Origin of the sequence: Kribbella alba (assembly GCF_039529635.1) — a bacterium.
GTDB classification, from domain to species: Bacteria; Actinomycetota; Actinomycetes; order Propionibacteriales; family Kribbellaceae; genus Kribbella; species Kribbella alba.
Genome location: NZ_BAAANE010000009.1, coordinates 456,260 through 470,238, shown reverse-complemented (window position 1 = coordinate 470,238; position 13,979 = coordinate 456,260). Strand labels below are relative to the sequence as shown.

The window sequence follows — 13,979 nt, the reverse complement described above, 5'->3', positions numbered from 1 at the left end:
GCCGGGACCCTGGACGCTCAGGGTCCCGGCGACGTCCTTGGGAGGGGACCGCAATGCTCGACACACTGCAGACCGAAGTACTCCGGCCGCCGCGGCGCCGGATCAACCGCCTGGTGATCCTGATCGCCGTCCTGGCGGTCGCCCTGATCGTGGGCGGACTGGTGACCCTCAAGATCGTGTCCTCATCAGACCCCGGCAGCTTCCCGCAGAGCTCCGCCATCGAGGACAAGTACGGCGTGCGCTTCAGCCGGGTCGCCGTCGTCGGTGACGGGGGACTGATCACCTTGACCTACGTCGTCCTCGACAGCGAGAAGGCCACCCGGTTCCAGTCGGACGTCCAGCATCCGCCGGAGCTCCGGAGTGAGGAGCGCGACGGCGGCACGAAGCGGGTGTCCGTCATGAAGCAGGGGCACACCCTACGGGCCGGGCAGACGTACTACCTGGTGTACCAGAACACCAAGGGTGCTCTGCGGCACGGCGAGGACGCCACCATCCGGCTGGGGGATCTGAGCCTGCTCCACGCACCGGTGCTCTGATGTCGCGGCTGCGGCGGATCGGCGCACTGCTGACGATCGTGGCCGCGTTGGTGGTCTGGTCGCCGCAAACCGCCAGCGCCCACGCGTTCCTGACCTCGAGCAGTCCCGGGGACGGTTCGGTCCTGACCGGCCCGCCGACCCAGCTGCGGCTGGACTTCAGCGAAACCGTCGTGCTGGCTGCGACCCAGCTCGACATCGTCGCCGAGAACGGCCGGCACTATGCCGTGTCGAACGTGCGGATCGAGGGGGAGGGCGGAGAGGAGCCATCGCAGGTGCTGGCGGCTCTTCCGAACCTGCCGCGGGGTGCCTATCGGGTGTCCTGGCAGACCCTGTCCGCGGACGACCTGCACCGGACGGCCGGCGTACTGGTCTTCGGAGTGGGACATGCCGTGACGGCGGCCGGACTGGACGAACCCAAACCGGCGGCAGGTGAAGCGGCCTTGCGCTGGATCACCTTCCTCGCGCTGAGTCTGGCGCTTGGCGGTGCCCTGATGCGCAGACTGGTTCGGCGGCAAGGCGGGGCTGCTGCGCCTGCCTGGGCGGGGCTGACGCGTGGGGGCGAGATGCTGGGCGCCTACTTGGGTGCGGCGGCAGCCTTTGCGCTGTTGGCGTATCAGATCGTCGAAGCGGGTTCTACTGACCTGCTCTCGGGTTCCTACGGGGTTCGATGGGGTCTTCGCGAGGTCGGCTTCCTGCTACTGGTCGGCTGCGCCTTCCTGCGTCCTTCGCGAATCCGGGCCTCGGGTGTCGGGCTTGGCGCGGGGTTGGTTGCCATCGGCACCGCGTTGCTCGGCCACTCGGGCGCCGGACCATCGCTCTCGTTGACGAAGGTCCTGGCCGACGCCCTGCATCTCGTCTCAGCCGCCACCTGGGCAGGGGCTCTGGTGTTCGGCCTGCTGATTGTCCTTGGCCGCGACCACCGGCCTGCCGCGCTGGCTGTGTTGAGGTCCTTCGGGCTGCCGGCGGCTGCTTCCATCTCCGTGGTGATCGTCACCGGGCTGTACCTGACCAGCGGGGTGATCGGCTCCGTCGATGCCGCACTGGTCACCTTCTACGGACGTGTGTTGCTGCTCAAGGTCGGCCTCGTGGCGGTGGCCGGGGTACTCGGACTGCTGAATCACTTCCGTCTTCGGCGCAGGAGCGGACCGCTGCTGAGCCATCGGACCTTGATCGGTGAGGCCGCGCTCGGACTGGTGGTGCTAGGTCTGGCAGCGGTGATCACGAGTGGCCAGCCGGCGCTCGAACCACAGCTCGTCAAAGACCCGGCGGCGCAGGTCGTCCCGATCCAGGACGCCCGGGTGGTGGATCTCCAACAGGCGCTGGCCGTCCGGCCGAACCGGCCCGGACAGAACCTCGTCCTGGTCGACGTCTTCGACACCCGCCGTCCCGCGCCGGCCCCGATCCGCCACGTCACGGTCAGCCTGGTCGATGCCGACGGCACCGATTCCGGGCCGGTGCCGGCGGCCCAGCTGGCGGACGGCCGCTGGTCGGCGCCGGTCGCGCTCAACGGCACCGGATTGTCCCGGATCACGGTGACCGTTGAGCGGCCCGGGCTGCCGGACGCCGTGCACGCCTACCACTGGGCGGTCGGTGGCGCGCCCGTGGCCGACCGATCGGTGCTGGTGTCCACCAGGCCGATCCGGAAGGAGCTCCTGATGATCTGGTTCGTGGTGATGTTCCTGGTCACCGTCGGTTGGTGGGCGGCGACGGTGGCCCGCCTGCGCAGGGTGACTGCTCGGCGGACAGTCCAAGCCGCGGAGGTAACAGCTGCCGAGATCAGTCGTCCGCGGAGTCGGGACTCGGCGGACGTGGCAGGGTGAGCTCGAACAACGCGCCACCCTCCGGGGCCGTGGACGCGGTGATCTGACCGCCGAGGGCCCGGACCGTGGCGAGTGCCATCGGCAGGCCCAGACCACTGCCCGTCGGCATGGACGCCGGCCGCCAGTGCCAGAACCGCTCGAACACGTGCGGCAGGTCCTGTGGGCGGATGCCCGGTCCGGAATCGGCGACGCTGATCACGTACCACGGGCCGGAAACCGCACAGGACAAGCGGATCCGGCCGCCGTCAGCGGTGAAGTGCACGGCGTTCTCGATCAGGGCGTCCAAGGCGAGTTCGAGCCACTCCGGGTCGGCCTGCACGGGCATCGTCGGCAGCGGCTCGATCACCCACTCCCGATCGGCACTGTCCCGCCAGTTCTTCCCGACCTCGTGGATGACCTCGGTGAGATCGAGCGCCCGGTTCCGCACCGCCCGGCCCGAGTCCAGCTTGGCCAGCGCCATCAGGCGGGTGGAAAGGGAGGCGAGCCGGTCGACCTGGCGCAGAACGGTGGCGAGATCCTTTCGGGGCTGACTCCCGCTGACAGTGGGCTCGAGCAGTTCGAGGTGGCCGCGCGCGATCGTCACCGGTGTTCGCATCGCGTGGGAGGCGTCCCGGAAGAACTCGCGCTCACGATCGAAGACCGCCAACCGCTCCTCGGCCATCACCTCGACCTGCTGCAGCGCCGCCACCCGTCGCCGGGCGTGCCACACCATCGCCAGGAACAGCATCGGCATCAGCGGTATCTCGGCCCACTCGGCCCGGCTGCTGCCGTCCCGCATCTGGTGATTGACCAGGATCCAGCCCGTCGCCGCCGTGATCACCAAGGTGACCAGCAGGGTCGGCTTCAACGGCCAGACCCGGAAGCCGTAGACGAGCGTGAGTCCCAGGAACAGCAGGTGATACGGAATCACCTCACGCTCGATCATGATCTGCATGAGCACGAGCATCGTGACCGTGTAAACGGCCAGCAGTCCGTCGATCAGCGGGTAGAACCCCGGCCGCAGGCTGCCGTGGCCGGGCCGCGGGAGCTCGGCGGCGACGGCGCGGGGCTCACGCGCTCTGAAGCTGATAACCGACATTGCGGACCGTCTGGATCACGTCGCGGGTCATCTTGGAGCGGAGCCGGCGGACGCAGACGTCGACCACGTTGGTTGCCGGGTCGAAGTCGTAGCCCCACACGGCCGCGAGCAGTTCGCTTCGGGAGCAGACCATGTCGGGTTTGCGCATGAAGTGCTGCATCAGCAGGAATTCCCGCTCGGAGAGCATGGCCTCGGAGCCGTCCACCCGGAGGCGCCGCGCCCTGACGTCGAGCGTGATCGGGCCGACCCGCAGCAGATAGTCGTCCGGGCCTTTCTCGGTCGGCATCCGCAGTCTGGACCGGACCCGCACCAGCAGTTCCTGGATGGCGAACGGCTTCGACAGGATGTCGACCGCGCCCTGCTCCAGGCAGCGGATCCGGGCTTCCACGTCCGCGACGGCCGACAGGATCAAGACCCTGGTCGCCGGTCCACGAGCGAGCACGCCGGCCATCACGGCCTCGCCGTCGACCTCTGGCATCCGCAGGTCGAGCACCATCAGGTCCGGCTTCTTGGTCAGCGCCACCCGCAGGCCCTCGGCGCCGCCGGTTGCCGTGAGCACCTGGTACCCCTCGGCCTCGAGCGCGCGCCGGACGAAGCTCACGAGCTCAGGCTCGTCGTCCACTACCAGAATTGTCGTCATCTGCCCCCCAGACCTGGTCACAGCCAGACCCGTCCCCTAAAGCCCCTTTGATCTGCCCCCACAGACCCCCAAGGACATACTGACTCTCCGTGAACCGGTACGGAAGGGGCTTAGATGACAATTCGTCATATTTCGCGCCTACAGGGCATGGCAGTGCCCCGTTGGCGACGTTCCTTGACCCTGGCGGGGCACTAGGTCGGGCGACGTACGGTGTGACCGTGCCGTCGGAGCAGAAACGGAGCTGGGTGGAGCAGGTGATGGGCCTGCCGGTGAGCGTGCTGGCGCGCGGATCCCAGGCGCGGAGCGTGGCTGCCGACAAGGCGGTGCAGGCGGTTTACGCCGAACTCCGCGAGCTCGACCGCATCTTCTCGCCGTACAAGCCGGACAGCGCGGTCAGCAGGCTGGCCAACGGCGGGCTGGGCTGGGACGACGTGGATCCGATCGTGCGTGAGGTGGCCGAGCGCTGCGAGCAGGCCCGCGACCTCACCGGCGGACTCTTCGACGCCGACACCCCGGCCGGGACGTGGGATCCATCCGGCCTGGTGAAGGGCTGGGCAGCGGAGCGAGCGAGCAGACAGTTGGCCGACGTCAGCGGGCTCGACTGGTGCCTCAATGCCGGAGGCGACGTGGTCGTGTTCTGCCCGAGCGGTGAGCCGTTCGTCGTCGGAATCCAGGACCCCCGCGATCCGGGCCGAGTCGTCACCACCATCGCCTGTACCGCGGGCGCCGTGGCGACCAGCGGAACCGCGGCTAGAGGCGCTCATCTGTACGACCCGCGGACCGGTGGCTCGGCGGCCTCCAACTGGTTGTCGATCACCGTGACGGGACCGTCACTGGAGTCCGCCGACATCCTCGCGACCGCCGCGTTCGTGGCCGGCGACGACTGGCCGCGTGCCGTCTCGGCATTGCCCCGGTACGACGGGCTCGGGGTGCTCGCCGATGGCACCTTGCGGGCTACCGAGGGTTGGCCGCGGACCGGTGAGGCTCGATGACGGCGGTCGGTAGTCCGGCACCGCCCCGGATCCAGCCGGCGCGGCTGCTGCTGGTCGAGGACGACCACGAGTTGGCCGGGTTGCTGGGCCGGGTGCTCACCGACGAGGGCTATGCGGTGACCTGCGCGGGTGACGGCCATCGTGGTCTCCACCTCGCGCTGACCGGTCGGTTCGAGGTGATGATCATCGACCGGGGCCTGCCGGCCGTCGAAGGGCTCGACCTGATCGCCCGCCTGCGCAGCCGGGGAATCACCACGCCGATCCTGGTGCTGTCCGCCCGGGGAACCACCGAGGACCGGGTGGACGGCCTGGACGCCGGCGCCGAGGACTATCTGGCGAAACCGTTCGAGCTGACGGAGTTGCTGGCCCGGATCCGCGCGCTGGTCCGGCGCCACCCGGACCGCGCCGAGCACTTGCCGGTGCCCGGCGGTTCACTGGAACTCGCGGCCCGGACAGTACGGCGTACTGACGGCGAGTGGGTGGAGTTGTCCGAGCGGGAGGCCTCCCTGCTGGCGTTGCTGGCCGCAAGGCCAGGGACTGTCTTCAGTAGGAGCGACCTGCTCGACCGGATCTTCGACGCAGCGGAGTCGGAGACGATCGTCGACACCTACGTCCACTACTTGCGTCGCAAGCTGGGACGCGGCGTGGTCAGCACCGTCCGAGGACTCGGCTACCGGCTCGGTGGTTCATGAGGAGCCGGCCGATCGGTGACGAGGTACTGGTCCGCAGGGCGGCTCGCGAGGTCGCAGTACGGTCCGCGGCGTTGGTCGGGGTCACGATGCTGCTGCTGATCGTGTTGGTCACCATCGTGGTCGTCCGCGGTCAGGCAGGTGCGGCGGACAATCTGCTGCGGTCCACCTTGCGTACTGCCGACGACGTGAGCGATCCACCTCCGGGCGTGTGGTTGGTGATGGACAGGCCGACCGGCGTGGAGATCACGCCAGGGTTGCCGGCGGAGCTCGAGGCAGACCTGGCCGGCCTGCGCCGGAACACCGGCTCCTCGGCGCAGCTGACCAGCGCCAAGCTGGATGACGCCGCGGAGTACCGGGTCGCCACCGGGGTTCGTGACGGGCGGCCGATCCAGGCTGTCCTCGACCTCACCACGTCCCACCAGGAACGGACCAGGTTGTTGCAGGCGATGGGCGTCGCCTCGGCGGCCGGGCTCATCTTCGCCGCGCTGCTCGGCATCCTGCTCGGGCGTCGCGCGGTTCGGCCGTTGGCGCGGGCCCTTGCGTTGCAGCGGGCGTTCGTCGCCGACGCCGGTCATGAGTTGCGGACGCCGTTGACCTTGCTGAGCACCCGCGCGCAGGTGCTGGATCGGGCCTTGCAGGGCAACGGTCTGAGCGACGAACTGCTGCGCGACTCGCGTGGGGTCGTGCAGGACACGCAGCGGCTGGGGGAGGTGGTCGAGGATCTGCTGGTGGCCGCCGACCCCCGAGGCGAGGAAGACCACCAACCGGTCGACCTGGCCCAGATCGTCGAGGCCGTAGCCGACAGCGCCCGCGCGCATGCGACCGAGGTCCGGGTTCGCCTGTCGTGGCAGACGACCGGTGGGGGCTCGACAGTCCTCGGCTCCGCCGGCGCGATCCGGCGCGCGGTTCTCGCCCTGGTCGACAATGCCGTCGATCACACGCCGCGCGACGGCGAAGTACGGATCGAGGTCCGGCGCAGCGGCCAGGACGTGGTGCTGGCTGTGAGCGACACCGGGCCTGGCATCCGGCCAGAAGAGGCAGAGCGAGTACTGCGCCGGTTCGACTCCGGGGGCCACCGGTCCGGCCGGGCACACTACGGTCTCGGGCTCGCGCTCACCCACGACGTCGCCAACCGCCACGGCGGCCAGTTGCGCCTGGTGAACAGCAAGACCGGCGCCACCTTCGAACTCGTTCTGCCCGCCTGGGACCCGTCACGTCCTGTTCGCTGAGCAGAAGCTGAGTGAACGGCCGTGTCATGCTGCATCTCATGAACGGAAACAGGCCCGAACGGCTCACGACGAACGAGCCGGTTCCTGCTGCATGAGGTTGCGGCGGGTTGTGGCGGTAGTGGTGACCACTGTGGTCTGCGCCGGCGTTCTGGCGGCGACTTCAGGGGCCGGCAGGACCGCCCTACGGGAAGCAGTCGCCAGTTTGCCGACCGCGCATCCCGCGCCGCGGTCCGCACCGGCCGAACCGGCAGCGCTGCGAGTGGTCGCCCTCGGCGACTCCGTGACCTCGGGCGGCGCCTGCAACTGCACTGCGTTCCCTGAGGTCTACGGCGGCCTTCTCGGTCAGCGGACCGGATCAAAGGTGATGGTGGACAACCGTGGTGTCGGAGGACTGGATTCCGCCGGGCTGCTGGGGCAACTCGGTCAGCAGGACGACGCAGCCGCGGTGGCGGGTGCGGACGTCGTCCTGCTCACCATCGGGGCGAACGACTTCGGCGATCATCACGACCAGGTCACCGCGGCGAACTGCGCCAACGCAGCCGGCGGTGACTGCGTGAGTCAGGAGATCGGCCAGTTGTCCGGCGACCTGCAGCGGATCCTCGCGAGGATCCGGACGCTGCGGCAGGACAAACCCACCACCGTGCTCGTGACCGGGTACTGGAACGTCTATGAGGACGGAGAGGTCGCGCAGAAGGCCTTTTCGCCGGAGGGCGTTGCCGCCACCGTCGATCTCACCCGGCGGGTCAATGCGGTCGTCGCCTCAGTCACCGGGGCGCAGGGCGCGAAGTACGTCGATCTGTTCGGGCCGTTCGAGAAGCGGGGCAAGGAAGTCACCGGTCTGCTGGCCCCCGACGGCGACCATCCGAACGCCGCCGGGCACCTGCTGATCGCCCAGGTGCTGGTCCAGGCCGGTCTACCCAAGCTGCCGTCCAGCTGACAGCACGGAATGCTTCCTCGGGTGAGGCACCGGCAACGTGTTGCCGACGGGGAGGCCCAGTTGGCCGCAGAGCCAGGGGAAGACGTTGGCGAAGGCGGTCGAACCGAACTGCCAGTTGTGGCCGCCCGGCAGGACGACGACCTGGGACGGGATGTGAACCTTGGCGGCCGCGCCGGCGAGCAGCCGCGCCTGCCTGATGTGCGTGAGTTCCTCTGTGCCGTCCAGGAACCGGCCGGTCAGGGATGGGTAGCGACCGTGCTTGGCCATGACCGTCAACGGATCGTGCGCGGCCCAGGCGGCGGCCGACCCGCCGTACAGGTGGGCGATGGTCTGCGCCTTGTTCCCCGTGTTCGGCGTCAGGTCGCCGGAGATGTCGACGAAGTGCCCGAAGGTGGCCGGATGCTCGGTCGCCAGGCCGATGGCGCAGGTCCCTCCCATCGAGAAGCCGAGCACTGCCCACAACCTCGGACTTCGCGACGCACCGAAGGTCGCGCTCAGGTACGGCGGAACGTCACGAACGAGGTGGTCCTCGGCATTGCCCTGCGGGCCGTTGACGCACTCGGTGTCGTTGGCGAACGAGGCGGTGGGATCGACGAACGCCAGGATCGGCCCGGCGCCGTGATGCTGGGCCGCATAGGCCTGGGCGGTCTTGACCGCGTTGCCGATCCGGACCCAGTTCTCCGGTTTGGAATGCTCGGCGCCGATCATTTCCACCACCGGCAGCGTCGGGCGGTGCGATCCCTTGAACCACACGGGCGGAAGGTAGACCAGTTCCGTGCGGTGGGCGAACCCGCTCGGAGTCGCCGGGATGGTGACGCTGACCAGCGCGCCCGCGACAGCGCCTTGGGGATCCCGGTTGCGGACCTGCGCGATAGACAGCTGTCCGGGTGGCAGCCGTCCCTGTAACCCCGCCACGGCATCGGCGACGGTCGGGAAGTAGCCGACGAAACGGTTGACATCGTTGGCGCAGACCAAGAGGGCGAGGACCGTCGCCAGAACTGCTGTCAGCCGGCGCCACCACGATGTGCTGCTCCAGCCGAGCGCCAGCACGAGCAGAGCGCCGACTGCCGCTGCGAACCAGCTCCAGACGGACAACGGCAACGGGTCGGTGATGCCCAGCGCGGGGGCGCCCACGCTTGCCGCCAGGAAGCCGACCAGGACCGTGGCAGCGGCGATAACCGGTACGCGGCGGGTCCGCCAGCGGAGGTCGCGCCAGCCAATGGCCAGCACCAAGGCGGTCGCCGCGGCCAGTTCCATCACCAGCGGCAGCCAGCCGCCGAGCAGCGATACCTCCGAAACCATCTCGCCTCCGTGGTCGCTTGTCGAGCACAGCCGCGTAGCCCCGGGCCGCGGACGGGCCTGGTGTGGACACCGGCACGACGGACGGGAGCGGCGGAAGGTGCTCCGGTCCGTCGCACCGGCGTCGCCACTATGGACCGGGCCTGCTGATAGCGGGCTGAGGACGACTCACCGTACTGGCCGGCCTGCAGCCGGCACCGGCTGGCTTTGGCTTGCCTGCTTGGGGTGTCGGCCTGTCAGAGGCCCCGGCGGAAGCCTTCGCGCCAGCTGTCGTAGCCGGGTTCCCAGTCGAAGGTGTGCTTGGCCAGGGCGTTCGAGGCGCCGCGGATCTTCGTGAACGCGGAGACGCCGAGCTCGCCGACGGCCAGTTTCGCCAGCCAGGCGGGCACGTGCCGTGGCGGCTTGGCGCCGAGGATCTTGGCCAGCTCAGGGAGCCAGACGGCCGCTGGAGCGGGATCGTCGTCGGCGATCTGGTAGATGCCGGTGGCGGTGCTCTCGACTGCCTTGACGGTCGCCTCGGCCGCGTCATCGTAGTGGATGAACGACCAGATCCCGGAGCCGTCGCCGATCAGCGGAAGTTTGCGCTGCAGGATCAGGTCCACGAGCTCGCCGCCCTTGCCGATCGCGCCGGTCGGGCCGTAGAAGCTCGCGTACCGGAGTACGACGCCTTCGATGCCCTGGGCACCGGTCACCTTGGACTCCAGGTGGCGCAGCGCTTCCATCGTGGTCCGCGACGCCGGCACCGGATGCGGATCCAGCGGTACCTGCTCGGACTTGGTGGCGGAACCACCGCGCTCGAGATTCCAGCCGGCATACCCCTGGACGACGATCCGCCGTACGCCGGCCGCCAGCGAAGCGGCGAGCAGGGTGTCCGTGCCCTCGGTCCGCAGCCGGTTCGTGAGCGCGAAACTCTGGTCGAACCGCTTGAAGTCGATGCCGTTCTTCAGCGCCGTCATCTGGTGGACGACCACCTCCGGGGCGGCCGTCGCAACCGCCGCCTTCACCGCACCCGCGTCGAGGCCGTCGGCGATCACCACCCCGGCGCCTTGCGCGCGCAGACCTGCCGCGCTCGACTCCGAGCGGATCATCCCGGTCACCTCGTGCCCGGCGGCGATCAACTTGGGCACCAGCGTACGTCCGAGCCCGCCGGTCGCGCCTGCTACCAGAACCTTCATGTCATCCTCCGTCTCTGCGTACGACAGGGGGACACGGCGACCGGCGGGTTTGTGACAGTGACCCGCCTCACTTGAGTCAGCTGGAGCGCAGGGTGAACTCCGTGGGGCCGAAGGAGACGTTGAAGTTCACGTCGACCGTCAGGGAATCGCCGTCCGGGCGGCAGGTGAGGGTCGCGACGTACGGAGTCTCCAGATAGCGGAAGGTCGCCACGAAGGCCTCGCCGTCGGCGGAGGCGTTGGTGACGAGTCGCTGCGGTGGATCCTGCAGCTCATCCGTCAGCTCCTGCCACCCTCCGGGCGCGCAGACGACCTCCTGGGTGGTGCCGACCGGGACACTGGTCTCGTAGTTCGCGCCGACCGCGAAGGTGAAGGTTCCTGTGCCGTCCGGGTCCAGCCGCACGGCCGACAGCCCCGCGTCGTTCGGTTCGAATCGGTAGGTCCGGCCGTCGCCGCTGGGAGCCGCTCCGGCCGGAGCTGGGATCTCGAGCTTCTCGGGACGCGCCGTCCCGTCTCCTGGCTTGCCCTCCAGCGCGGGCAACAAGTGCTCCCAGACGACGTCCAGGGTGGCCTGCATGTCCTGCGATGCACTGGTGACGATGAGCGCGGTGTCGTGCTCGGGGAGGATCAGGCAGTACTGCCCGAAGGCACCGTCGCCCCGGTAGGTGTTGTGCCGGCCACGCCAGAACTGGAAGCCGTAGCCCTGCTGCCAGTCCGGGTTGTCCTGGTTGTCGTTCGGGACCTGCTTGGAGGTGGCGGCCTCGATCCACGAGGCCGGGATGAGTTGCTGTCCCTCCCACTGTCCTCGCTGGAGCAGGAGGTGACCGAAGGCGGCGAGCGAATCGGTGTTCAGGCTCAGCCCCCAGCCGCCCTTCGTGATGCCCTCCTTGGAGATCTCCCAGGTCGCCTCGGTCGCACCGAGTGGCTCGAACAGCCGCGGGCGGAGGTAGTCGAGCAGCGTCTCGCCTGTCAGCTTCTGCAAGATCGCCGACAGCGTGTACGTCGCGCCGGTGTTGTAGACGAACACAGTGCCCGGCTGGTGGTCGACGTCGAGGCCGAGGAAGATGCGGACCATCCGGCGGTCCCGCGACAGCGCCTCCATGGTGTCCTGCGAGTGCCCGGTGGTCATCGTCAGCAGGTGCCGGATCTGCATCGCGGCCAGATTGTCGCTGATCTTGTCCGGCAGTTCCTCGTCATCGAAGAACGAGACCACCTTGTCGTCGAGCGAGAGCAGGCCGGCCTCGACGAGCAGGCCGATGCCCATCGAGGTGAAGCTCTTCGAGACCGAGAAGAGCAGGTGCCGGTCCTGCAACCGGTACGGCGACCACTCCTCCTCGAGCACGACGTGACCGTGCCGGACCATCATCAGTGTCTGGATCTCCTGGTCGGACGCGTCGAGCGCCGCGAGGAAGGAGTCCAGCGCGGCGGCGGACAAACCCTGGGTTTCTGGTGTACTACGTGGAAGGCTGCTCACCCCTGCACGTTATCTCCTGGAACGGACAAAACCTTGAGAGCCGCCGTGATCATGAACCCGGTCAAGGTCGCCGACCCCGACGAGTTCCGGGTCAAGGCCGACGCCGCGTTGACCGAGCGGGGCTTCGACGACTCGCTCTGGCTGGAGACGACGGCCGACGACGCAGGGGTCACCATGGCCAAGCGTGCGGTCGAGGAGGCCGTCGACCTCGTCGTGGTCGCAGGTGGGGACGGCACGGTCCGCGTGGTCTGCGCGGAACTGGCCCGCACCGGCATCCCGGTCGCGGTGCTGCCCGCCGGCACGGGCAACCTGCTCGCCCGCAACCTCGGAATCTCGCTGGACCTCGACCTCGCGCTCACCGAGGTGCTGGACGGCACCGACCATCGGATCGACAGCGTGCAGGTCGAAGGTGACGAGCTCGGCACGGACCGGTTCGTGGTGATGGCCGGCCTCGGGCTGGACGCGGCGATCATCGCGGATGCCCCCGACACGTTGAAGAAGCGCGTCGGCTGGGCGGCGTACGTGGTTTCGACCCTGAGGAACCTCAATCACCCGTTCGTCCGGGTCGAGATCACCATCGACGACCGCCCGCCGATCAGCCGCCGCGCCCGGACGGTCGTGATCGGCAACGTCGGCACCCTGCAGGCGAACATCCCGCTGCTGCCCGAGGCGAAACCTGACGACGGCCGGATCAACGGCGTCGTGCTCGCCCCGCGCAGGCTGGGCCACTGGCCCCGACTGGCTCTCAGCCTGGTGATCAGGTCGATCCAAGAAGGCCCCTACATCGAGCGCTTCAGCGGCAAGACCATCCAGCTCAAGACAGTCGACACAGTTCGCCGTGAGCTCGACGGCGACCAGATTCCCGACGGGAAAACCCTCACCGCCTCAGTCGACCCCGGGGCCCTCGTGGTCCGCGTCCCCTGACGGCCGGCGGCGGACGTGCTTGTCCGATTCCACCACGCCGCCACAGCTCGGCACGGTCAGTCGCCTCAGACCGTATCCGAGCATGTCATCATCCTCCGGTACTGATCGAGGACGGCCAACTGGCAGTGTGGTCACCACGGCCATGCCCGGACGTCCAGTCGTGAGGGGAACCCGATGAGCGCGCAAACTGCTTCCGGCACCGACCGGGTGGTGGATCTGGACGACATCCTCGCGGCCGCCGACCGCATCGCCGGGGTCGTTCTGCGCACCCCGGTGATCCCGCTACCGCACCCCGCGCGGCCTGACGAACTGCTCCACTGCAAGGCGGAGTCGCTCCAGCCGACCGGTGCCTTCAAGCTGCGGGGCGCCTACAACGCGATCGCCCAGGTCCTGGACCAGGCGCGCGCCAACGGCATCGTCGCGCAGTCGTCGGGCAACCACGCGCGGGCGGTGGCGTGGCTCGCCCGCCGGCTCGACCTGCACGCCGTCATCGTGATGCCGGATGCGGCGCCGGCGAACAAGGTCGCCGCGGTCCGTGCGCTTGGTGCCGAGGTGGAGCTGGTACCTGCCGCGCGGCGGGACATCCGGCCGCTCGAGCTGGCGGCGGAGGGCTATGTGCATGTGCCGCCGTACGACGACCTACGCGTCATCGCGGGCCAGGGCACGGTCGGGCTGGAGATCCTGGAGCAGGTGCCGGACGTCGAGACCGTCCTCGTCCCGGTCTCCGGCGGTGGGCTGATCTCGGGCGTGGCGACCGCCGTCAAGACGCTGCGACCCGACGTACGAGTGGTCGGGATCGAACCGGAACTGGCAGCCGACGCAGCAGACAGCTTCCGGCAGGGGCGGCGGATCACCTGGGAGCCGGAGCGCACCTACCGCACGGTGGCCGATGGGCTGCGGACGACCGCGCTGGGTGTCCACCCGTGGCAGCACGTCCGCCGCTACGTGGATGACATCCTGACCGTCACCGAAGAGCAGATCCTCGCGGCGATGCGCCAGCTGGCGATCGAAGGGCGACTCGTGGTCGAGCCGGCGGGTGCCGTCGCTGTCGCCGCCTGGATGCATGGGGTCGTGCCTGTTGGCCCCCGCACCGCAGCCGTCGTCTCCGGCGGATCAGTCGACCCGGCCCTCCTGGCGTCCGTACTCCGAGGCTGACAGCCTGCGGTTGATCGATTGGTGCCCGACA

13 protein-coding genes are annotated in these 13,979 nt (G+C 69.1%); 8 read left to right on the top strand and 5 right to left on the bottom strand.

Translation table 11 applies throughout. The features are described from left to right. The first annotated feature begins 53 nt into the window (after window positions 1–53). Together ABD210_RS26905 and ABD210_RS26900 are read left to right on the top strand one after the other, a co-directional pair. Window positions 54–536 (top strand): hypothetical protein, encoded by a 483-nt coding sequence (locus ABD210_RS26905; RefSeq protein ID WP_344115011.1) that lies wholly within the window; start codon window positions 54–56, stop codon window positions 534–536. Continuing rightward, window positions 536–2,356: a copper resistance CopC/CopD family protein gene (locus ABD210_RS26900; protein WP_344115009.1), complete on the top strand. Its 1,821-nt coding sequence runs from the start codon at window positions 536–538 to the stop codon at window positions 2,354–2,356. The genes ABD210_RS26905 and ABD210_RS26900 overlap by 1 nt, the downstream gene beginning before the upstream one ends. On the opposite strand, the gene ABD210_RS26895 is transcribed toward ABD210_RS26900, so the two are convergent. Continuing rightward, window positions 2,313–3,434 carry a sensor histidine kinase gene (locus ABD210_RS26895; RefSeq protein WP_344115007.1) on the bottom strand — a complete coding sequence of 374 codons (1,122 nt, stop codon included), beginning with the start codon at window positions 3,432–3,434 and terminating at the stop codon, window positions 2,313–2,315. The two genes, ABD210_RS26900 and ABD210_RS26895, sit on opposite strands and share 44 nt — an antisense overlap. Next, entirely contained in the window at window positions 3,406–4,074 is a 669-nt protein-coding gene (locus ABD210_RS26890) for a response regulator transcription factor (protein WP_344115005.1), read from the bottom strand. Before ABD210_RS26890 ends, ABD210_RS26895 begins: the two co-directional genes overlap by 29 nt. Window positions 4,075–4,292: 218 nt before the next feature. On the opposite strand from ABD210_RS26890, the gene ABD210_RS26885 reads away from it, so the two are divergent. From ABD210_RS26885 to ABD210_RS26870, 4 genes are all read left to right on the top strand, one after another. Then, complete coding sequence (locus ABD210_RS26885; RefSeq protein WP_344115003.1) at window positions 4,293–5,066, top strand: FAD:protein FMN transferase; 774 nt, start codon at window positions 4,293–4,295, stop codon at window positions 5,064–5,066. Further along, window positions 5,063–5,758, top strand: coding sequence for a response regulator transcription factor (locus ABD210_RS26880; RefSeq protein WP_344115001.1), 696 nt, complete (start codon window positions 5,063–5,065; stop codon window positions 5,756–5,758). The genes ABD210_RS26885 and ABD210_RS26880 overlap by 4 nt, the downstream gene beginning before the upstream one ends. Next, entirely contained in the window at window positions 5,755–6,987 is a 1,233-nt protein-coding gene (locus tag ABD210_RS26875) for a sensor histidine kinase (protein WP_344114999.1), read from the top strand. Before ABD210_RS26880 ends, ABD210_RS26875 begins: the two co-directional genes overlap by 4 nt. A 109-nt stretch (window positions 6,988–7,096) precedes the next feature. Beyond that, window positions 7,097–7,924 carry an SGNH/GDSL hydrolase family protein gene (locus tag ABD210_RS26870; RefSeq protein ID WP_344114997.1) on the top strand — a complete coding sequence of 276 codons (828 nt, stop codon included), beginning with the start codon at window positions 7,097–7,099 and terminating at the stop codon, window positions 7,922–7,924. Here the strand turns inward: ABD210_RS26870 and ABD210_RS26865 are convergent. The 3 genes from ABD210_RS26865 to ABD210_RS26855 form a co-directional block, all read right to left on the bottom strand. Further along, window positions 7,901–9,226 (bottom strand): alpha/beta hydrolase, encoded by a 1,326-nt coding sequence (locus ABD210_RS26865; protein WP_344114995.1) that lies wholly within the window; start codon window positions 9,224–9,226, stop codon window positions 7,901–7,903. The genes ABD210_RS26870 and ABD210_RS26865 overlap by 24 nt on opposite strands. 233 nt (window positions 9,227–9,459) lie before the next feature. Beyond that, window positions 9,460–10,398 (bottom strand): NAD-dependent epimerase/dehydratase family protein, encoded by a 939-nt coding sequence (locus tag ABD210_RS26860; protein WP_344114993.1) that lies wholly within the window; start codon window positions 10,396–10,398, stop codon window positions 9,460–9,462. Window positions 10,399–10,474: 76 nt separating this feature from the next. Next, window positions 10,475–11,869, bottom strand: coding sequence for a serine hydrolase domain-containing protein (locus ABD210_RS26855; RefSeq protein WP_344114991.1), 1,395 nt, complete (start codon window positions 11,867–11,869; stop codon window positions 10,475–10,477). Window positions 11,870–11,902: 33 nt separating this feature from the next. Between ABD210_RS26855 and ABD210_RS26850 the strand changes: the two genes are divergently transcribed. Both ABD210_RS26850 and ABD210_RS26845 read left to right on the top strand, forming a co-directional pair. After that, on the top strand, window positions 11,903–12,793 hold the full coding sequence (locus tag ABD210_RS26850; protein WP_344114989.1) for a diacylglycerol/lipid kinase family protein: 891 nt from the start codon (window positions 11,903–11,905) through the stop codon (window positions 12,791–12,793). Between the two features lie 174 nt (window positions 12,794–12,967). Continuing rightward, entirely contained in the window at window positions 12,968–13,948 is a 981-nt protein-coding gene (locus ABD210_RS26845) for a threonine ammonia-lyase (RefSeq protein ID WP_344114987.1), read from the top strand. Window positions 13,949–13,979 lie beyond the last annotated feature (31 nt).